Annotated in this window: 18 protein-coding genes; 7 read left to right on the top strand and 11 right to left on the bottom strand. The window is 62.3% G+C overall.

The features are described from left to right. Window positions 1-66: 66 nt before the first annotated feature. Both E0D86_RS12860 and E0D86_RS12855 read right to left on the bottom strand, forming a co-directional pair. Window positions 67-846 (bottom strand): ABC transporter permease, encoded by a 780-nt coding sequence (locus tag E0D86_RS12860; RefSeq protein WP_131650418.1) that lies wholly within the window; start codon window positions 844-846, stop codon window positions 67-69. Then, window positions 843-1775, bottom strand: coding sequence for an ABC transporter ATP-binding protein (locus E0D86_RS12855; protein WP_131650417.1), 933 nt, complete (start codon window positions 1773-1775; stop codon window positions 843-845). Before E0D86_RS12855 ends, E0D86_RS12860 begins: the two co-directional genes overlap by 4 nt. A 374-nt stretch (window positions 1776-2149) precedes the next feature. On the opposite strand from E0D86_RS12855, the gene E0D86_RS12850 reads away from it, so the two are divergent. The 4 genes from E0D86_RS12850 to E0D86_RS21485 all read left to right on the top strand — a co-directional run bounded on the left by E0D86_RS12850 (window position 2150) and on the right by E0D86_RS21485 (window position 7725). Continuing rightward, complete coding sequence (locus tag E0D86_RS12850; protein WP_131650416.1) at window positions 2150-4597, top strand: acyl-CoA dehydrogenase; 2448 nt, start codon at window positions 2150-2152, stop codon at window positions 4595-4597. A 224-nt stretch (window positions 4598-4821) separates the two neighbouring features. After that, the gene (locus E0D86_RS12845) at window positions 4822-5229 is read left to right on the top strand and encodes a PA2817 family protein (RefSeq protein ID WP_131650415.1); all 408 of its coding nucleotides are present in this window, start codon (window positions 4822-4824) and stop codon (window positions 5227-5229) included. A 709-nt stretch (window positions 5230-5938) separates the two neighbouring features. After that, window positions 5939-7612, top strand: coding sequence for a sodium:solute symporter family protein (locus E0D86_RS12840; RefSeq protein WP_131650414.1), 1674 nt, complete (start codon window positions 5939-5941; stop codon window positions 7610-7612). Then, window positions 7594-7725, top strand: coding sequence for a putative transporter small subunit (locus E0D86_RS21485; RefSeq protein WP_218568022.1), 132 nt, complete (start codon window positions 7594-7596; stop codon window positions 7723-7725). Before E0D86_RS12840 ends, E0D86_RS21485 begins: the two co-directional genes overlap by 19 nt. A gap of 85 nt (window positions 7726-7810) precedes the next feature. Here the strand turns inward: E0D86_RS21485 and E0D86_RS12835 are convergent, their stop codons facing one another. The 7 genes from E0D86_RS12835 to E0D86_RS12805 form a co-directional block, all read right to left on the bottom strand. Continuing rightward, complete coding sequence (locus E0D86_RS12835; protein WP_131650413.1) at window positions 7811-8797, bottom strand: TRAP transporter substrate-binding protein; 987 nt, start codon at window positions 8795-8797, stop codon at window positions 7811-7813. Window positions 8798-8852: 55 nt separating this feature from the next. Beyond that, the gene (locus E0D86_RS12830; protein ID WP_131650412.1) at window positions 8853-9680 is read right to left on the bottom strand and encodes a CoA ester lyase; all 828 of its coding nucleotides are present in this window, start codon (window positions 9678-9680) and stop codon (window positions 8853-8855) included. Window positions 9681-9714: 34 nt separating this feature from the next. Next, window positions 9715-10920: a CaiB/BaiF CoA-transferase family protein gene (locus E0D86_RS12825; protein WP_131650411.1), complete on the bottom strand. Its 1206-nt coding sequence runs from the start codon at window positions 10918-10920 to the stop codon at window positions 9715-9717. A gap of 183 nt (window positions 10921-11103) precedes the next feature. Further along, the gene (locus tag E0D86_RS12820) at window positions 11104-12456 is read right to left on the bottom strand and encodes an MmgE/PrpD family protein (protein ID WP_131650410.1); all 1353 of its coding nucleotides are present in this window, start codon (window positions 12454-12456) and stop codon (window positions 11104-11106) included. Further along, window positions 12453-12845 (bottom strand): VOC family protein, encoded by a 393-nt coding sequence (locus tag E0D86_RS12815; RefSeq protein ID WP_131650409.1) that lies wholly within the window; start codon window positions 12843-12845, stop codon window positions 12453-12455. The genes E0D86_RS12820 and E0D86_RS12815 overlap by 4 nt, the downstream gene beginning before the upstream one ends. An 85-nt stretch (window positions 12846-12930) precedes the next feature. Further along, entirely contained in the window at window positions 12931-14094 is a 1164-nt protein-coding gene (locus tag E0D86_RS12810; RefSeq protein ID WP_131650408.1) for an acyl-CoA dehydrogenase family protein, read from the bottom strand. Between the two features lie 243 nt (window positions 14095-14337). After that, window positions 14338-15159: a MaoC family dehydratase N-terminal domain-containing protein gene (locus tag E0D86_RS12805; protein WP_131650407.1), complete on the bottom strand. Its 822-nt coding sequence runs from the start codon at window positions 15157-15159 to the stop codon at window positions 14338-14340. Window positions 15160-15281: 122 nt separating this feature from the next. Between E0D86_RS12805 and E0D86_RS12800 the strand changes: the two genes are divergently transcribed. Further along, window positions 15282-16190 carry a LysR substrate-binding domain-containing protein gene (locus E0D86_RS12800; protein ID WP_131650406.1) on the top strand — a complete coding sequence of 303 codons (909 nt, stop codon included), beginning with the start codon at window positions 15282-15284 and terminating at the stop codon, window positions 16188-16190. 257 nt (window positions 16191-16447) lie between these two features. Beyond that, the gene (locus E0D86_RS12795; protein WP_131650405.1) at window positions 16448-17758 is read left to right on the top strand and encodes an MFS transporter; all 1311 of its coding nucleotides are present in this window, start codon (window positions 16448-16450) and stop codon (window positions 17756-17758) included. A 26-nt stretch (window positions 17759-17784) separates the two neighbouring features. Here E0D86_RS12795 and arfB read toward each other — a convergent pair whose 3' ends face one another. Beyond that, on the bottom strand, window positions 17785-18198 hold the full coding sequence (gene arfB, locus E0D86_RS12790; RefSeq protein WP_131650404.1) for an alternative ribosome rescue aminoacyl-tRNA hydrolase ArfB: 414 nt from the start codon (window positions 18196-18198) through the stop codon (window positions 17785-17787). A 136-nt stretch (window positions 18199-18334) separates the two neighbouring features. Between arfB and E0D86_RS12785 the strand changes: the two genes are divergently transcribed. Further along, window positions 18335-19375 (top strand): metal-dependent hydrolase, encoded by a 1041-nt coding sequence (locus E0D86_RS12785; protein WP_131650403.1) that lies wholly within the window; start codon window positions 18335-18337, stop codon window positions 19373-19375. Here the strand turns inward: E0D86_RS12785 and E0D86_RS12780 are convergent. Beyond that, window positions 19362-20687 (bottom strand): APC family permease, encoded by a 1326-nt coding sequence (locus tag E0D86_RS12780; RefSeq protein ID WP_131650402.1) that lies wholly within the window; start codon window positions 20685-20687, stop codon window positions 19362-19364. The two genes, E0D86_RS12785 and E0D86_RS12780, sit on opposite strands and share 14 nt — an antisense overlap. Between the last annotated feature and the right edge of the window lie 11 nt (window positions 20688-20698).

Genomic DNA, 20698 nt, shown 5'->3' with positions numbered 1-20698 from the left:
GTTCCCGCCGTGTTTATCATCGCCAAAAACGTCCGCCGTCCTACCGCATGGCTGGCACTCAACGGGTCACTGGCGCATTCCACGGCCGCTTTTGAGCAATCGGATGCACCACAGATACATCAGCACGGCCGCCACCGCCATGAAGCTGATGGCAATCCCGATTTGGATATCGGAAACCCCAAGGATGCCGTAACGGAACGCATTGACCATGTGCAGGATAGGGTTGGCCAGCGACAACGTCTGCCAGAACGGCGACAGCAAGGTGATCGAATAGAACACGCCCCCCAGGTAGGTCAGCGGCGTCAGCACGAAAGTCGGAATGATCGAGATATCGTCGAAATTTCGCGCAAACACCGCATTGATGAAGCCGCCCAGCGCGAAGATCGTCGAGGTCAGGGTGATGACCAGCAGCGTGACGCCTAGGTGATGAACCTGCAGATTGGTAAAGAACATCGACAGCACGGTGACAATCAGCGCAACGGCCAGGCCCCGCGTGATGCCGCCCAGCGCGAAACCGATGAGAATCACGTGCGGCGAAACCGGCGAGACCAGTAGTTCTTCGATGGAGCGCTGGAATTTACTGCTGAAAAAGCTCGAGACCACGTTGCTGTAGGAGTTGGTGATCACCGACATCATGATCAGCCCCGGCACGATGTACTCCATGTAGCTGAAGCCGCCCATCTCACCGATTCGCGCGCCGATCAGGTTTCCGAAGATGACGAAGTACAGCACCATGGTGATCGCCGGCGGCAGCAGGGTTTGCGGCCAGATGCGCGTGTAACGGCGGATTTCACGATGGACGATGGTTTGCAGCGCAACCAGATTGGGCCGAAATTCCGCGTTCATTTGGCCACCTTGGGCAGATTGTTCTCCACCATCGAAACGAACAGCTCCTCCAGTCGATTGGTCTTGTTGCGCAGGCTCAGCACTTCGATGCCCTGCGCTGCCAGCAGACGAAACAGGTCGGTAATGCCCTGGCTCTTTTCCACCTGCACCTCGAGCGTGTGGTGATCGACCAGCCTCGCCGGGTAGTTGCCCAGCTCTGGCGGCACCAGCTGCGATTCCTTCAGATCGAGCAGGAAGGTTTCAACATGCAGCTGCTTGAGCAGCTCGCGCATGCTGGTGTTCTTGACGATCTGCCCATGGTCGATGATGCCGATGTTACGGCACAGCTGCTCAGCCTCTTCCAGATAGTGAGTGGTGAGGATGATGGTGATGCCTTCACGATTCAGTTCGGTGAGAAACGACCACATCGAACGACGCAGCTCGATGTCCACGCCAGCCGTGGGCTCGTCGAGAATCAACAGGCGCGGGCGATGGATCAGCGCGCGAGCGATCATCAGCCGTCGTTTCATGCCGCCGGAGAGCATCCGCGAGGACACGTCACGCTTGTCCCACAAACCCAACTGGTTCAAGTACTGCTCGGCGCGCTCCTTGGCGACCTTGGCCGGGATGCCGTAGTACCCGGCTTGCGTGACGAGAATATCGAAGGCCTTCTCGAACTGGTTGAAGTTGAACTCCTGCGGCACCACACCCAGACAACGCTTGAGCCTGGCGGGGTCGCGATCCAGATCATGGCCGAACACATTGACCGTGCCGCCTGTCTTGTTCACCAGCGTGGAGAGGATGCCGATGGTGGTGGATTTGCCAGCCCCGTTGGGCCCCAGCAACGCGAAGAAGTCGCCTTCGGCCACGTCCAGATCGATGCCCTTAAGGGCCTCGAATCCGTTTCCGTAAACCTTGGTCAACTGCCGAATGGACAGAGCGGTACTCATATGAACATGCACGCAAAGCAAGAGATTCAAACTAGATAAGGGCGCGGTGAGGCAATTGCAACGCCATCGCGTGGCTTTGCCCCAACCGGCCGACGCTGTATCTCCGATGAGGAACGCAGCCGCAATGCCCTACGCCGCTGGGACGCGGGCTCCGACGCTGGAGCATGGGCACGTGAAGACGCAAACCGCTATTCCCTAGAAGTCAGCCAGCTTGGTGCGAAACACGTCGTGACTGCGCTACCAAGTCATGCTCGAACTCACCATCCCCGGTCCGGTCATTACTTGAAACCAAACGCATCAACCGTCGCTGATCTCGATTCGCTTCCAACGCCTATGCTCAAGTAGGACGCCCTTCGCTCAACAAAGGAAAACTCATGACCCTGCTCTGGCTGCTCGTGTTACTGCTCGGCATCGCCGTGATCGCCCATCTACGGGTTTCGCCCGTGCCCGCGCTGGCCATCGTGGCCGCGTACTTGGTGTTCATGGGAGTCGCCGACGAAACGCCGGCCTGGCTGATGGTCATCCTCTGGCTCCTGCTCATTGCCGTCGCGGTGCCGCTCCTGGTTACCGATCTGCGCATCAAGCATTTCAGCGGGCCGATGTTCGACTGGTTCAAGAAAGTCCTGCCACCCATCTCCGACACCGAACGCGATGCCATCGACGCCGGCAGCGTCTGGTGGGATGGCGAGTTGTTCAGCGGCCGGCCGAACTGGGACACCCTGCTCGGCTATCCCAAAGCCACACTCACCGACCAAGAACAGGCATTCATCGATGGTCCCACCGAAGCGCTCTGCGCCATGGTCGACGACTGGGATGTCGGCCAGCGTCTGGATCTGCCGCAAGAAGCATGGGACTACATCAAGGCCGAAGGTTTCTTCGCCCTGATCATTCCCAAGGAATACGGCGGCAAAGGCTTCTCGGCCTATGCGCACTCGCAGATCGTGATGAAGCTGGCCACTCGCAGCGGCGACCTCGCAAGCACCGTAATGGTGCCCAACTCGCTCGGACCGGCCGAACTGCTGATGCACTACGGCACCGATGAACAGCGCAACCATTACCTGCCGCGTCTGGCCAACGGCACGGACATCCCCTGCTTCGCCCTGACCGGCCCCTACGCCGGCTCCGACGCGGGTGCGATGAACGACAGCGGCGTGATCTGCAAAGGTCAGTGGCAAGGCGAAGAAGTCATCGGGCTGCGCCTGAACTGGGAGAAGCGCTACATCACCCTCGGTCCGGTCGCGACGCTGCTGGGTGTTGCCTTCAAAACCTATGACCCCGAACACCTGCTGGGCGATGAAGGAGAACTCGGCATCAGCCTGGCCCTGATTCCCACCGACACCGCCGGCGTCGAGATCGGCCGTCGCCACCTACCGCTGGGCGCCGCGTTCATGAACGGGCCGAACTGGGGCAGGGACGTATTCGTTCCGCTGGAAGCCATCATTGGCGGGCGCGACATGATCGGCAAAGGCTGGATGATGCTGATGAATTGCCTGTCCGTTGGCCGTTCCATCTCGCTGCCAGCCACCGGTGTCAGCGCCGCCAAGGCCTGTAGCTATGTCAGCGGCCGCTATGCGCAGATCCGCGAGCAATTCAACGTGCCGCTGGCCGCATTCGAAGGCATTCAGGAACCGCTGGCCCGCATCGGCGGTAACGCCTGGCTGATGGACAGCGCACGAATCCTGACGGCCAATGCGGTGGATCTGGGCGAAAAACCGTCGGTGCTCTCGGCCATCCTCAAATATCACCTGACCGAACGCGGCCGCGAATGCGTCACCGACGCCATGGATATTCACGGCGGCAAAGGCATCATCATGGGCCCGAACAACTACCTGGGCCGCTTGTGGTTATCCGCGCCGATCTCCATCACCGTTGAAGGCGCGAACATCCTGTCGCGCAACCTGATGATCTTCGGCCAAGGCGCGATCCGCTGCCATCCGTTCGTATTGCGCGAGATGGAACTGGTCCATGAGCCGGACCGCGATGCCGCGGTGAAGAAGTTCGACAAACTGCTGATGCAGCACATCGGCTTCGCCGTCAGCAATACCGCCAGTACTCTGGTGCTCGGGCTGACTTTCGGCCTGTTCGGTAAAGCGCCAGGCAACGACCTCACCCGCCCCTATTTTCGCGCACTGAACCGTATCGCAGCGGCATTCGCCATGCTGGCCGATGTGTCGATGATGCTGCTGGGTGGCGAATTGAAGCGCCGCGAACGCCTGTCGGCCCGGCTCGGCGATGTGCTCAGCCATCTGTATCTGGCATCAGCCGCGCTCAAGCGTTATCACGATCTGGGCCATCCGGTGGAACAGGCGCCGCTGCTGCGATGGGCTTTGGATGATTGTCTATGCAAAGCCGAGGAAGCATTGGCCGGCACATTGGCCAACTTCCCCAACCGGCTGCTTGGCGGCGTGCTGCAGGTGCTGGTGTTCCCCTTCGGTACTCGTCACCGGGGGCCGTCAGATGAACTCGATGCGGAAGTTGCCGCCATCCTCGGACGGCCGGAAGGCGACGCGGCGCTGGAGCAGATTCTTGAAGGCGTTTATCGCCCGCTCGGCAGCGAGGAAGCCTTCGGCGCGCTGCGCGCTGCGTTCGACACGCTGGCCGCCACGCAACCGTTGCAGAAGAAGCTGCACAAAGCGCTCAAGAATGGAGAGTTCAAACCGACCGCGGCGCAAGACCCCATCACTGCGGCTGTGACAGCGGGCGTGTTCGATGAGGGCGAAGCTGCGCAACTGCGCAGCGCCGAAGCCGCCCGACGTAAAGTCATCGACGTGGACGACTTCGCCAAAGAGGCGCTTGAGCTACAGCCAGGCCGGATTCGCTAGCTGTTCGGCCCACCTCGGCAACGCCAAACGCTTCGCGCCGAGGCGGGTCTTTCTCATCGAGGTTGAACGTACGCAGCGTGGGCACGGCACAGTCAGCTACCTGCCTAGACACGCCTCTAGCAGTTTCGAATCGAACCCATGCCGTGGTCGCGAGTCAACTAGACACGTCCTATTTAATTACGCGCCGCCCTATAATCGCGCGCCCAACCCGACACAGGTGAACCATGGCCAACCCTTATCACGCCCACAACCTGGCTCTTCTGGCCCATCTGCGCGGCATCCTGCTTGCCATGGGTGAAACCGGACAGGTATCGGAAGAAAGCCACGCGCTGTTTCTTGAGCGCTTCGACGAGCTGATCATGAATCTCAAAGATGTGCCGGAAGAACGGCATATGGGCCAGGACATGATCTGCCAGGTCTTCCACCGTTATCCGCAGATCGCGCATCTGGTCCCTCGGGATCTGCTGTGGTACTTCGGCGGTGATTGCCTGCACTTCATGCCGGACGAAGAGATCGAGATTTTCCAGCAGCTGGAAGAGCGCCGCTACGAAGCCGAACAGAACGACGAACCTTTCGACTGGAACATGGAAAGGCAGCTGCTGAGCATGCCGGAAGAAAGCCCACGGCACTGACTAACTACCTGTCACTTAGTGCTAATGCAGGGCTTTGTAGGAGCGGGCCGCGCCCGCGATCCACGCGCATGGTGCGCTCCTGCAGGGCTTCAGCGCTTATCTGAACGGCTTAAGCACTGCTAATTCCGTCTCTGCTCGGCAGCGGACTTGGCGCCTCGGCTGAGCGGAACGATTGCGACACAGCTGTTGGCAAGGCTTGCCATTGCAAGATCGGCGCGGCGCGTCACGTCATGTCATGACTCGTTCGGATTACAGCAAGCGAGTCGCTTTTGCCGCCTCACTCCGCTCGAAACCGATCTCTTTCCGGCTCTCTGAGCGGGCGGCTCAGGCGTTCGGCAAACCGAATTATTTTCGCCGTCACCTATTGCATTTATCGCAAGAATGGAAGCGAAGCCCCGCTAACCGCCCGTTGATGGTAGACTGCGCGCCGTTGCGTCGCCGTTCAGCAAAGACGCAACCTCATTCTGCCGGGAACGCACCCGGCACCGCCGCTGCAGGATCACAGCGATCGCCGCCCATGTGCGTGCCGCTTGTGACGCTTTCGGATCGCGCTTGTCGGTCTCCCTCCTGTCAGCTTCCAGTCCGCACCCCTCGAACACCGGTTCGATCATGCCTGCCTCGCGCAGTGATTCGGGTGCCATAACGCCATGCCGTGAATACGGCCCTGCGTCGTGCCAGCGATGCTTGAGGCTCATAAAAAGGAGACGTTGTGTACCAACTCGCCCTACCCACCGTTTTGCTTCTGTTGCTGGGCTTCTATGGATTGACGTTTTTTCTGTCGACCCGCATCGGCCAGAAGAAAGAGAACGTAGACAGCTACATGGTTTCCAACAACTCGGTGGGTTTCGGCATGTCTGCCGCTAGCATGACCGCCACCTGGATCTGGGCCGCCTCGTTCTACGCCGCAGCAAGCGCGGGTTATAAGTACGGCCTCTCCGGTGCGCTGCATTACGGATTCTGGGGCGCGCTGATGATTCTGTTCATCTACCCCTTCGGCAAGCGCTTCCGGCAACTCGCGCCCAAGGCCCACACCCTTGGCGAGATCATGCAGGCGCGCCACGGTCGCTCCAGCCAGATGATCCTTGCAGGCTCCAACATCCTCGGTAGCTGCATCAGCCTGACGGTCAACTTCACCGCCGCTGGCGCGCTGGTCGAAGTGCTCTCGCCGCTGAGCTTCGTGCATGGCGTCCTGTTCGCCGGTCTCGGTGTGCTGTCCTACACGCTGTGGTCGGGCTTCCGTTCTTCGGTGCTGACCGACTTCGGCCAGCTGGTCGCCATGATCCTCGCGGCGGTCATCATCATTCCGATGATCTTCTTCCAGCTAGGCGGGCCGGAGCTGTTCGAGGCGGGAATGCCACGCCTGGCGCCGGAGCAAGCGAGCTTCTATTCACCCACGGCGATCCTTGAGCAAGGCGCGCCCTTCTTCGTCGCGGTGCTGGCCTACGCCATCGGCAATCAGACCATCGCCCAGCGCCTATTCGCCGTACGCGAGGATCTGATCAAGCCAACCTTCCTCACCGCGACCGTCGGCTACGGCGCCATTGTCATCGGCCTCGGCATGCTCGGCCTGCTAGCGCTGCTGGCCGGCATCGAGCCCATTGACGGTGATCTGAACAACCTGATCCCGCAGATGGCCTCCAACTACCTGCCGCCGTTCATGATCGGGCTGCTGTTCATCATGGTGATCGGCTCGCTCTCGTCCACAGCCGACTCTGACCTCTCCGCTCTGTCGTCCATCGTCATGACAGACATTTACGGCAAGACGCTGGCCAAGAACAAACCCAACCCGACCGTGATGCTCTGGGTCGGCCGCCTGACCATGATCGTCGCGACCATGGTCGGCGTCGCCTTCGCCAGCCTCAAACTCGACATCCTCACCATGCTGATCTTCGTCGGTGCGCTCTGGGGCTCCATCGTCTTTCCGGTGATCGCCAGCCTGTTCTGGGATCGTGTTACCAACAAGGCCTTCACCAGCGCGGTGGTCGCGGCCTTCGCCATGTTCATTGTCTGCCGCTTCGAACTGGTGCCGCTGGACGGCGTATTGGCGGTGTTCTTCGAACTCTGCGCCTCCGTCGGCGGCGGCGTGGTGATCGGCCTCATGACCTTCGGCTTCTTTGGTCGCCGCGCCGGCATTCTGCTTGGCGTACTGACGACGCTGGTGCTGGCGCCATTCGCCGTCGGCTTCCTGCGTAATTACACGGTTCTGCTCAGCTCGTTGACCGCCTACGGCGTCAGCATGGTGGTTTGCGTGGCTATCAGCCTGCGTAACCAGGAACGCTTCGATTTCGACCGGATCGGCGAAAAGGTCGTCGCCTTCCAGACCGTACAACCCGAAACCAATACCAAAGAGAAGGAGAACATCCCATGTCCAGTATCGCTCTGACCGCTTATGTCCTTATCTGGCCAGCCCTGGCCGCCCTTGTCCTCGGCCTGCTCTGCGTTGCCCTTGTGCACGACATGCGCGAAGCCAAGCGCAAGGGAACGGACTTAGTCTGATTCATTGCCCAGGCGGGACTCACCCGCCACAACGAGAAAGGCCCGCATTTATCAGCGGGCCTTTCTCGTTGTGGCATTGCGACTATCAGGACTTGTTGGATGACTTCGCAGCTTCGATCAGGTCCTTGCCGATATCCTGCTCGAACTTCTTCCACACCGGCTGCATCGCCTCGCGCCACTTGGCACGCTGTTCGGGCGTCAGTTCGATGATTTCGCTGGTGCCTGCATTGGCGATCGCATCACGCGCCTCGCGGTTCAGGTCGTCGGCCTGACGGTTCACCTCGACGGTGACCTCATCCATGATCGCTTTCAGCTCGCTACGAACGTCCTCCGGCAGCCCTTTCCAGAACTTGGTATTGGTGATCACCATGTAGTCGATCACACCGTGCTCGGAGTGGGTGAAGTACGGCTGCACTTCATGCACCTTCTGGCTGAAGTAGTTGGACCAAGTGTTCTCGGTCCCGTTGACCACGCCGGTCTGCAGCCCCTGATAAACCTCGGCGAAGCTCATCTTGCGCGGGTTGGCACGCAGCGCCTTGAACTGCTCGTCGAGCACGTTGGAAGCCTGTACACGGAACTTCAGGCCGCGCGCATCCTTGGGCTCGTGCATCGCCTTGTTGGACGACAACTGCTTCATGCCGTTGTGCCAGTAAGCCAGCCCGGTAATGCCTTTGTCTTCCATGCTGCTCAACAGTCCCTGGCCATGCGGACTCGCCTGAAAGCGGTCGACCGCCGCGATATCGTCGAACAGGAACGGCAGGTCAAAAATCTGGATGGGCTTGGCGTAATGCTCGAATTTGGCCAGCGACGGCGCCAGCATGTGCACGTCGCCCAACAGCAGCGCCTCCATTTCCTTACCGTCGCCGAACAAAGACGAGTTCGGATAGACCTCGACCTTGACCTTGCCTGGCAGGCGTTCCTCGGCGAGCTTCTTGAACAGTAGCGCGCCCTGCCCTTTCGGTGTGTTGTCCGCAACTACATGAGCGAACTTGATAGTGATCGGATCGGCGAAGGCCAGGCCGGCGGTGAGGGAAAGCGCGCAAGCAAGTGCTTTTACGGTGGTTTTCAGCATGGTGGTACCTCTGTTGTTTTTGTCAGATTTGGTACGAGTGCCGGGTGGATTGCCGTCAGGACACTCCTTGCCCGGCACGTTGCAGCAGACGACGGGCGCGACCGATGACGGGCGCATCGACCATCTGTCCGTCCACTACGAAAACCCCATCGCCGGACGCACCGGCGGCGAGGATGCGTTGTGCCCAGTCGAGTTCTCCTGCGCTGGGCATCAGCGTTTCATGCACCACAGCCACCTGGCTGGGGTGAATGCACAGCAAGCCGCCGAAGCCCATATCGCGGGCGTCGGCAGTCATACGGGCGAGGCCGCCCACGTTTTTGATATCGGGGAATACGCTGTCCAGCGGCGGCGCCAGATCAGCCAGCCGGGACTGCAGCAGAAGTGCATAGCGCGCCTGGTCGAGGATGCGCTCGGCGCCCGCGGTGCCGCTCGCCAGACCCAGATCCAGCCCGAGGTCAAGCGCGCCGAAGGACAGGCGCTCGACGCCCTGGGCATGGGCGATGTCCGCCAGATGAGCGAGCCCGCGGGCGCTCTCGATGATCGGCCACACCGGTTTGCCGCAGCCGACTGCCAGCGCCACTTGCACCGCGCTTTCCACCTTCGGCAGCAGGACGCCGATCACACCGGCGTGCCGCGCGCAGAGCGCTAGATCCGCGGCCTGTTCGGCATGGGTCGGCGCATTGATGCGCACCAGCACGCGAGCCTGCGGATTGGTCCGAAGAAACTCGTCGAGATTGAGGCGCGCCTCGCTCTTCTGGTTCTCGGCGACCGCATCCTCGAGGTCGACGATCACCGCGTCGGCACCGGTCGCCAGCGCCTTGGGAATACGCTCGGGGCGGGTCGCCGGGACGAACAGAGCGGTGCGGATGATGGCAGATGTCATGCTGCTTCCTTCTCGAATTGGTTTCGTAGGGCGGTCACACCGCGCCCTGTTCATGCAGGCGCTGAATATCACCGGCCGCATAGCCCAGCTCGGCGAGCAACGTGTCGGTGTGCTGGCCCAGCGCGGGGATCGGGTCCATGCGCGGCTCAAAAGCGGTATTGCGCCCTGGGGGCAGTAACGCAGGTAACTTGCCGGACGGGCTGTCCACCTCGCTCCACCGCTGGCGAGCCTGTAGCTGCGGATGCGCCCAGACGCCGGCCATGTCGTTGACGTGGGCGTTGGCGATCGGTGCGTTGTCTAGCCGAGCGATCACTTCTTCGGCGGTCAGCCTGGAGAACGCCTCGACGATAATGGCGCGCAGCTCGGCACGGTTTTCCGAGCGCTTGAAATTCGCCGAGAAACGCTCGTCTTGCGCCATCTCTGGCTGCAGCAGTACCTTCTCGCAGAACAGCAGCCACTCGCGCTCGTTCTGCAGGCCGAGCATTACGGTGCCGCCGTCGCCTGTGGGGAACGGTCCGTAGGGGTAAATGGTGGCGTGGGCGGCTCCGGCGCGCGGCGGCGGCGTGGCGCCCTGGTAGGCGTAGTACAGCGGGTAGCCCATCCACTCCACGAGGCTTTCCAGCATGGAGACGTCGATGCGGCTGCCGACGCCGGTCTTGTCGCGCAGCATCAGCGCCGAGAGCACGCCGGTATAGGCGTACATGCCGGCGGCGATGTCGGCGATGGAGCAACCGGCCTTGGCCATCTCGGTCTCGCCCGGCCCACCGGTGACGGAGAGGAAGCCGCCCTCGGATTGGATCAGCAGGTCGTAGGCCTTCTTCTGTTCGTAGGGCCCGCCTTCGCCGTAGCCGGAAATATCGCAGACGATCAGGCGCGGAAAGCGCTCATGCAGTTGCTCGAAAGACAGGCCCATGCGAGCCGCGGCACCCGGCGCAAGGTTCTGTACCAGCACGTCGGCGCCAGCCAGCAACTGATCAAGTACTTGCCCAGCGGCCTCCTGCTTGACGTCCAGCGTCAGGCTTTCCTTTGAGCGGTTGGTCCAGACGAAGTGCGAGGCAAGGCCGTCGACACGTTCGTCATAACCCCGGGCGAAATCGCCGGAGCCGGGGCGCTCGACCTTGATCACCCGGGCGCCGAGATCAGCCAGCTGGCGCGTGCAGAACGGCGCCGCGATGGCGTGCTCGAGGCTGACTACAGTGATGCCGTCGAGTGGGCGGGGTTTGGCGGTTGTGTCGTTCATATCTATTCCTGCTCGAGTGCCTCTGGTGGGCTGAGGCGGAGCGCAACCCGGCCCGCCAATGTCATTTTTCCGGTGCCCCGTTCTGGTGGGCTGAAGCCCACCCTACTGCTGAAGGGGAGCGTCGCCCGGCGCACCTACTGCTGTCCCCCGTAGGGTGGGCTTCAGCCCACCAGCTTTTTGCGATCAGCGAAAAACTCTCAAATCGTCGATCTCGCGCAGATGCCACACCTGCTCAATCAAAGCACCCGCCTCATCCGCACTGCGCGCACCGGAGAACTGCACCAGGCGCTGGAACTTGTCCTCCAGCTCGGCGCGGCTCAGGGTGTTGCCCGGATCGCCCTTGGGCTCGTCGATGGCGCCGTGCAGCGTGCGACCGTCGGTGGTGGTCACCTCGACACGGCCCAGCCAGCACGCCGGATAAGCGCCATCCACCTCGGAATCGAGCGTCATCGAGACCTTCTCGCGGAACTGGCCGACACGCGGGTCGGTAAGCGCGTGGGTATGGAATTCGGTCAGCCCGGCCTTGCCGTACAGGGCGATCAGGCCCAGCACAGTGCCCATTGAGAACTTCGCCTGGTGCACGGTTTGCGGCACCACCACACGACCCAGAACGTCGATGGCGCCCTGGTGAACGTGGGTGGTGACGCTGGCAATGTCTTCGGCGGTGAGCTTCTCGCGCTGCATCAGGTCCAGCAGCGCATCAGCGGCCGGATGGGTATGGCGACAAGAGGCGTGGAACTTGAACGAGGTTTCGGCCAACGCCCAGCGGCTGCCGAGGCGATCGGAAAGCGCACTCGGATTGGCGTCCTTCGACATCCCGGCGGCCATGCCCTGCTCGCCTTCGAGAATGTTCTGCGCGCCCGTCAGTCCTTCGGCGGTCAGGTAGGCCGCAAGCAGACCATCGGCGGCAGCCTTGGCGGTGTGAAGCTGCTTTGAGTCGGCGGCATCGCGAAGGAATTCCCACAAGCCCGCGGCCTGAGTGCCAGCGCTGCCCAGCAGATTGGTGAACTGCTTCTGATCGAAGCCCATCAGCTTGCCCACCGCCACGGCGGCAGCCAGGGTTCCGACTGTCGCGGTGGTGTGGAAGATGCGGTAGTGCGAGCGGCCGAGGAATTCGCCGATGCGAATGCCCGCCTCGTAGCCGGCCACCGAGGCAACCAGCAGGTCGCGGCCGGATTTGCCCAAGTCCTGCGCCGCCGCCAGTACAGCTGGGAAAACCACCGTAGCCGGGTGCAACACCGAGCTGTTGTGCAGGTCGTCCTGCTCCACCAGGTGCGAGCTGGCGCCGTTCACCAGAGCCGCAAAATAGGCGGAGCTGCTGCTGCGATTGACGAAGATGTGCGATGCGCCGGAAGCCGGACCCATCGTCTGGGCATAGCGTTCGAATAGCGGGATCGGGTGCGAACCGGCGCTGGCCAAAGCGGAGCCGAGCCAGTCGAGGAAAAGGTCTTCGGTGCGGGCGAGCACCGTATCGGGAATCTGCTCGTAGTGCAGCCCGGCGAGAAATTCGGTCAGCGCTTGGGTGTGCTGGCTCATGCGTTCGGCTCCAATGGATTGGATAGTTCGATCAGGTTCAGGTCCGGGTCACGCAGGTAGACGGAGCGGATCGGCCCGGTGGCGCCGGTACGCTGGACCGGTCCTTCGAGGATCGCGACGCCTTGTTGCCCGAGGTGCGCGATGACCTCTTCCAGCGGCGTGGCGACGATGAAGCAGAGATCCGCCGAGCCCGGCATCGGCCGCTTGGCCTTGGGCTCGAACTCACGCCCGGCCAGGTGCAGGTTGATCTTCTGCCTACCGAACGCCAGCGCCTTGCGGCCTTCGCCGAAGGTCACGGCCTGCATGCCGAGCACACAGCAGTAAAAATCCGTCGTGACGTCGAGGTCGGCGACGGTCAGCACCAGGTGGTCGAGGTGGCTGATGTGCATGGCGTATCTCCTTTCGCTCCTTTGGTGGGCTGAAGCCCACCCTACACGGCTGGCGTTTCGCTCTTTGGTGGGCTGAAGCGGGCGCTCAAAAAGAGCGCGGCAGATCGAGCAGGTGCTCGGCCACGTACGACAGAATCAAGTTGGTGGAGATCGGCGCCACCTGGTACAGCCGTGTCTCGCGGAATTTGCGCTCGACGTCGTATTCGTTGGCGAAGCCGAAACCGCCGTGGGTCTGCAGGCAGGCGTTGGCCGCTTCCCAGCTCGCCTTGGCCGCCAGGTACTTGGCCATGTTGGCCGCGGCGCCGGCGTTGCGACCAGCGTCGTATTCCTCGCAGGCGCGCCAACGCATCAGGTCGGCCGCTTCCAGCTCGATGTGCGACTCGGCGATGGGGAATTGCACGCCCTGGTTCTGGCCGATTGGGCGACCGAACACCACGCGGTCCCGTGCGTACTGGGCGGATTTCTCGGTGAACCAGCGACCATCACCGATGCACTCGGCGGCGATCAGCGTGCGCTCGGCATTGAGGCCGTCGAGGATGTAGCGGAAGCCCTTGCCCTCTTCACCGATCAGGCTGCTGGCCGGGATTTCCAGGTTGTCGAAGAACAGCTCGTTGGTCTCGTGATTGACCATGTTGGCAATCGGCTGCACGGTCAGGCCGTTGCCGATGGCTTCACGCAGGTCCACCAGGAAGATCGACATGCCGTCAGCCTTGCGCTGTACCTCGGCCAGCGGCGTGGTGCGCGCCAGCAGGATCATTAGGTCCGAATGCTGGATGCGCGAGATCCACACCTTCTGGCCGTTGATGACGTACTTGTCGCCCTGCTTCACCGCGGTGGTCTTGATCTTGGTGGTGTCGGTGCCGGTGGTCGGCTCGGTCACGCCCATCGATTGCAGGCGCAACTCGCCGCTGGCCAGCTTGGGTAGGTAGTAGCGCTTCTGTTCCTCGCTGCCGTTCCGCAGCAGGGTGAACATGTTGTACATCTGGCCGTGCACGGTGCCGGAGTTGCCGCCGCAGCGGTTCACTTCTTCGAGGATGATAGAGGCCTCGGCCAGGCCCAGACCCGACCCGCCATATTCTTCCGGGATCATCGCCGACAACCAGCCGGCTTCGGTCAGCGCGGTGACGAAGGCTTCGGGGAAGCCCTTTTCTTCGTCGATCTTGCGCCAGTATTCGGCGGGGAACTCAGCGCAGAGGGCGCGCACGCCTTCGCGGATGGCGTTGTATTCGTCGTTCAGGTACGGGTTCATGTTTTTGGTTCCTCGAATCTTGTCATGTACGGGGTGTCGGTTTTCGCCTCGCCCCTACCCTCTCCCCTGAGGGAGAGGGGGGTTGGTCTGTGCTGCTCTTGGGCTACGCAGCTCCGGCAACTCTCTTCAAGGGAGGGCTCGATCTGCGTAGTCAAAGGGCTCAGCGGCAGTGGCAACCCCATCAATCTGTCCCCTCTCCTCTCGGGGGAGAGGGCTAGGGTGGAGGGGCCGCCGCCACCGGCCTCACTCGAATTCCACTTCAGCTTTCTGCGCCAGTCCGTTGTGGTCCCCGGCCCAAAGCTCGGCCTTGCCCGGCGCGACGGCGCGGCCGCCGACCTCGAACGGCTGCGGCGCGATCAGCGGGCGCAGGCCGCGATAGGCGAAGCGCCGGGGACGCATATCGGGATTGGCGCGGCAGAAGGCACGCAGATTGAGGGTGGCGATCAGCGGGCCGTGCACTACCAGTCCCGAATAGCCTTCGGTTTCGGTGACGTAAGGCCAGTCGTAGTGGATGCGGTGGCCGTTGAAGGTAACGGCGGAATAGCGGAACAGCAGCGTCGGGGTCGGTGTTACCGCTTCGCGCCAGTCACCGGCGACCATCGGTTCGCCACTGACGGTTTTCGGCGGGCTGGGCTCGCGGTAGACGATGTCCTGTTCTTCGCGAATCGCCAGGCGGCCGTCCTGCAGATACTCGTGCTGCACGGTGACGAACAGCAGCGCGCCGGTGCGGCCGTGCTTCTCCTCGATGTGCTTGATGGTCGAAACCCGAGTCGCCTCACCGCCAGCCCGTAAAGGCTCGAAGAACTCCACGCGGCCACCGGCCCACATGCGGTTGCGATTGTCAGCCGGCGGCAGGAAGCCACCGCGCGCCGGATGGCCGTCTTCGCCCAGTCCGCTTTCGGCGACGGCATCCTGAAAGAAGCACCACTGCCAGAGCGGCGGCAGCGGCTCGCCATGGGCCGGCGTCGGTTCGCCGAGCGTCGCGGCGATGCGCTTGAGCATATTGCGGCTGAGCTGGTCATGGGTTTCTTCGGTGCGGCCAATCCAGGCTGTTAGGTCGGTCATCGCGAGCTTCCGGCTGTGTTGTTTTGCCGCAGCATGCTCCGAAGCCGGCGTTCCGAGAATTTGTATTTACCAACACCAGCGTTCGGCTATCCTGAACGCCGTTTCTCCCAGCGAGCGCTCTCATGCACTTCGATCTGGCCGATCTGCGCCTCTTCATTCACATCGCCGAATCTCCCAGCCTGACCCAGGGCGCGCGTCGTGCGCATCTCTCGCCAGCAGCCGCCAGCGCACGGATCAAAGCCCTGGAAAGCCAACTCGACAGCCGCCTGCTGTACCGCGACAGCCGCGGCGTGGAGCTGACGCCGGCAGGCAACCGGTTGCTGCAGCACGCGCGGCTGATCATGCGCCAGGTCGATTACCTGAAAAGCGAATTCACCGAATACGGCGCGGACAATGCCGGGCACATCCGCATCTTCGCCAACACCACGGCGGTAACCGAGTTCCTGCCCGAGGTGCTGGCGGGCTTCCTGGCCCAGCGCCCCGGCGTTACCGTCGATCTGCAGGAACGCCTCAGTCGTGACATCGTCCGCGGCGTGCTCGATGGCAGCACGGACATGGGCATCATCGCCGGCCCGGTACGGGCACAAGGCCTGCAGGTGCTGCACTTCAGCACCGATCGCCTACTGCTGGCAGTGCCAGTCGGCCATCCGCTGGCGACCGAAAAGCGCGTCAGCCTGCGCCAGACGCTGGCCTACCAGCACATCGGCCTGCACGAGGGCAGCACCCTGCTGACCTTTCTGCGCAACCAGGTGGAAAAGCTCGGTGGCAACCTGTCGCTGCGCATTCAGTTGTCCAGCTTCGAGGCGGTGTGCCGGATGATCGAGGCCGGCGTCGGCATCGGCATCATTCCCGAGTCCGCCGCGATCAGGCATAGCCGCACGATGCAGCTGGCGACGGTGGAGCTGGACGAGCCTTGGGCAGTGCGCGAACGCAGCATTCTGGTGCGCGATCTGGAGGCGTTGCCGGGTAGCGTTCGCGCCCTGATCGCAACGCTGCTACCGGGACAAAACGGAAAGCTTGAGCCAAGCTGAACGCTTATATGGACGGAGCTGCTCAGCCGTGACGGCTTTTCTGGTCCTGGAGTCGGCACGTCAAGGCGGCGAGCCGTGCTGACACGCTTCACTGGAGATTACCCGGCGTTTTGAATCCTCAGCGCAAACTGCTGCCCAAACCGCATACGCTGAACGCAACGGTGAGGCAGGTTGTCACCCGTTCTGGATGCTTTAACGGTTAGCCGCTTCTAGTCGATCGGCTCGTCACCCCAGACCATTGCATAAGGTTGTTCGCCATGACGTCGTTATTAGCCCCCATCAGTTCACTGCTGGGTGGCGTTGCATTACTACTGCTCGGCCACGGCTTGCTGAATACGCTGCTAACGCTTCGCGGCATCGCCGAGGGTTACTCCACCGGGATGATCGGCTTGCTGATGTCGGGTTACTTCGCTGGCTTTCTCGTTGGCACCTGGCTCGCTCCATCATTGATCCGACGTGTCGGCCATATCCGCACCTTCGCTTTTTACGCCGCACTGGCAGCGATCGCCGTGTTGCTGCACGTAATGATCGTCAACCCCTGGGTGTGGCTGATGTTGCGCGTACTTTACGGTGTGGCGCTGGTCACGCTGTACATGGTCATCGAGAGTTGGCTCAACGCCCAGGTCAGCGGTGAAAAACGTGGCCAGGTATTCGCTCTGTACATGGCAGTCAACCTCGGCTCGCTGGCCGCTGCTCAGCAATTGCTGAGCCTCGATAGCCCGATGAATTTCACCCTGTTCGCGCTGGCCGCCATTCTCATCTGCGCCGCGCTGATGCCGATCACGCTGACCCGCCAGGCGCAGCCCGCACAGCCCGACATGCCGGCGACCGACCTGCTGCAACTGGCTCGAATCGCGCCGCTCCCCTTGATGGCTGCAGGAATTTCGGGCCTGACTCTCGGCGGTTTCTGGGGGCTGGCGCCTGTCTACGCCTCGCAGAGCGGCTTCGATGCGTCCGGCGTGGGTCTGCTGATGAGCATCACCATTCTCGGCGGCGCCGTTCTGCAGTGGCCCATCGGGCTATTTTCCGACAAGCATGACCGTCGCCTGGTGATGCTCTGGGTCGTAGCGATCGCGGCGGTCCTTGGCGGCCTGATTACACCGCTGACATCCGGCCCGTTGTTGTTGGGCATGATGTTTCTCTGGGGCGGTCTGGCCTTCTCGATCTATTCCATCGCAGTGGCGCAGATGGTCGACCAGTTGCACCCGGACGAAATTCTGTCCGGCTCCAGCGGCCTGCTGTTGGCCAACGGTTTCGGCGCCGCCTTCGGTCCGGTGGTCGCCGGCGGCCTGATGAGCGTTCTCGGCCCCAAAGCCCTGCCGGTGTTCTTCGCCGTCACGCTGGCGTTTCTCGCCATCTATTCCTACTTCCGCTCTCGCCGGGTAATCGATCTGGTCACCGAGCCGCATGGCCACTTCACGCCGATGCTGCGTACCAGCCATACGGTGCTTGAGTTGATGCCCGATACGCCTGAAGGCGATAGCACGGAAACCCCGGCCACCGAGCCGGAAGCCGACGACGGCGTGCCCAACGATACGATTATCGAACAGCGCACTGGCACGCACTAAAACGCCTGAGCGGTGTCTGATCGCCGCTAAAAATCCACCTTGCCGCGCCCTGCCTTGATCGCGGCGCGTTTGCTCTTGCCTTCGAGGCGGCGCTTTTTCGAACCCAGCGTCGGACGTGTCGGGCGCCGCGTCTTTTCGACTTTCGCCACGCTGCGAATCAGTTCGGCCAGCCGCTCTAGCGCATCGGCGCGGTTCTGCTCCTGAGTGCGGTATTGCTGGGCCTTGATCACGATCACGCCGTCGCTGGTGATGCGGCTGTCACGCAGTGCCAGCAAGCGTTCCTTATAGAACGCTGGCAATGAGGACGCGTTGATATCGAAGCGCAGATGCAGCGCGCTGGAGACCTTGTTGACGTTCTGGCCGCCAGCACCTTGGGCGCGAATAGCGGTCAGCTCGATCTCGCTGTCAGGTAGCTGCACGCTATTGGATATGTCGAGCATCGGCCCTTCATGAATCAAAAATGAACAAGCATTGTCCACGAACCGGGCGGCGTGGACACGTTTTTATATGATTTCGAGCCGCTACAGGCGAGTCGGTTCGGCTACTGTAGCCCGCTTGCAACAGATGGATTTCTGCATGGACTCGATTACCCAGGCCCTTCTCGGCGCGACTGTTCAGGCGTCTATGCTCGGCCGCTGGCAAGGCCGCAAAGCCCTGCTGTACGGCGCGATACTCGGTACCCTGCCCGACCTCGACGTCGTGATCGACTACGGCGACGCGGTCGCCGACATGACCTATCACCGCGGCTTCAGTCATTCGCTGTTCGTGCTCAGCCTGCTTGCCGTAGCGCTGACCTGGCTGGCGCGACGAATACGGCCGAACCCGAATTACACCGGCATGCGGCTGTTTTTCGCGCTCTGGCTGGTGCTGATAACCCACGTCCTGCTGGATGCGTTCACCAGTTACGGTACTCAACTGTTCTGGCCCCTGACACCGTCCCCGGCGGCCTGGTCCAGCGTCTTCATCATCGACCCTTTGTACAGCGTGCCTTTGCTGCTTGCTGTGCTTGCCGGAACCATATTCGGCTTGCAGGGGCGCAGTGTCCGCGGGCCGGCGTTCGCACTGATCGTGTCATCGCTGTATCTGGGATTCACCCTGGCGGGCAAGCAGATGGCCGAGCGGCAAGTCGAGACCGCGATGGCCAGCAACGGCATCGAGAACGCACGGATATTCACCACGCCCACGCCCTTCAACAGCCTCCTGTGGCGGGCCATTGTGGTGGACGGCGACGTCTACTACGAGACGTTGGTCAGTTGGTTCGACGAGACGCCACCGCAACTGGTGCGCATCCAGCGCGGAGAACGCCTCGCTGCGCACCTCACGGAATCGCCGCAACACACCCGCTTGCAGTGGTTTACCGGAGGCGTGCTGCGCTATGACGAAATCGATGGCCAGATTCTGGTCACGGATCTGCGGCTCGGCATGACCGGCTTCCATCCCTTCCGCTTTGCCCTGGCCGAGCGCAACGGCGATGACTGGCAGCTGATCACGCATGTCGAGCGGCTGCCCGCCGAGCGTGGTGACATGGATCGCCTGAAGCAGATCTGGCAGCGCATCTGGCAACAGGAGCCGGGACTGCCACTCGCCGAGTGGGCGGCCGATCTCAACGCGCGCTAGCCCGACGATTCTTGTGCCAATGGCCGAAACCGTAGAGCAAGGTGCCAAGCGCCATCAACAATCCTGCTCGCAGCCAGGTGCCCGCGCCCTGCTGCGAAAGCAGTACCAGACAGGAGCCGATCGCCAATATCGGCAGTAGCGTCGGCGTACGGAAGTGCGGCGCGGCTACGTGATCCCTGCGCAGCACCAACACCGCCACGTTGGTGCTCATGAACACGAACAGCAGCAACAGCACCACGGTTTCGGCGAGCGCCGCCAGCGTACCGGTCACGGTGAGAATCATCGCCAGCAAGGTGGTGACGATGATCGCCAACCAGGGCGTACGCCGCTCGGGCAGCACGCGAGTCAACACTGACGGCAGCAGTCCCTCATCGGCCATGCCGTAGGCCAGGCGGCTGGACATAATCATGGTCAGCAGCGCGCCATTGGCCACCGCCACCAGCGCCACGGCAGCGAACAGCCAGTCCGGTATGGCATAGCCGGTCGCGCGTACGACCTCCAACAAGGGCGCGGAAGATTCGGCCAGCGTCGCCGGGGAAAGGATGGCCGTTGCCGCGACGCCGACGCCCACATAGACCAGCCCGGCCACCAGCAGCGCACCGAACAAAGCGCGCGGGTAGTTGCGCCGGATATCCTTGACCTCTTCGGCAACGTTGGCCGAAACCTCGAAGCCGACAAAGGAATAGAAGGCAATCAGCGCCGCTCCCAGCACGGCGATAGCCGGCGACACGCCTGGCGTGAACTCCATCACCCGCGCCGGCTCGCCCTGTCCGCTAAGAAGAAAGCGCGCAGCCAGCACGATGACGAACAGCAGGCCCGAGACTTCGATGACGGTCATCACCGCATTGGCGCCGAGGGATTCCTTGATGCCGCGCGCATTGAGCAATGCGACGACCGTCAGAAAGACCAGAGCGGTGGGCACCGCCGGGGTGTCCAGAAAGGCGCCGAGATAATCGCCGGCAAACGCCAGCGACAGCCCGGCCGCGCTGGTCACGCCAGCAGCCAGCATGCAGAACCCCACGAGAAAAGAGATCAGTGGCTTGCCGAACGCACGCTCAGCGAACACGGCGGCGCCACCGGCTTTGGGGTATTTGGTGACCAGCTCGGCGTAGGACGCCGCGGTCAACATCGCAAAGCCCAACGCAACCAGCAACGGCACCCAGACCGCGCCGCCCGCCTCGCCGGCAATCTTGCCCACTAATGCATAGACACCGGCGCCCAGCACATCGCCAAGGATGAACAGGAACAGCGCCGGCCCGGTAATCGCCCGCTTCAGCCGGGATTCGCCTGCAACGAATGCGGTGGTTTTCATCGGCGGGTCGC

Source organism: Pseudomonas sp. IC_126, from assembly GCF_004331835.1.
Taxonomy (GTDB): domain Bacteria; phylum Pseudomonadota; class Gammaproteobacteria; order Pseudomonadales; family Pseudomonadaceae; genus Stutzerimonas.
Note: the sequence above shows the minus strand (reverse complement) of the source record. Positions and strands in the feature narration are given on the sequence as shown.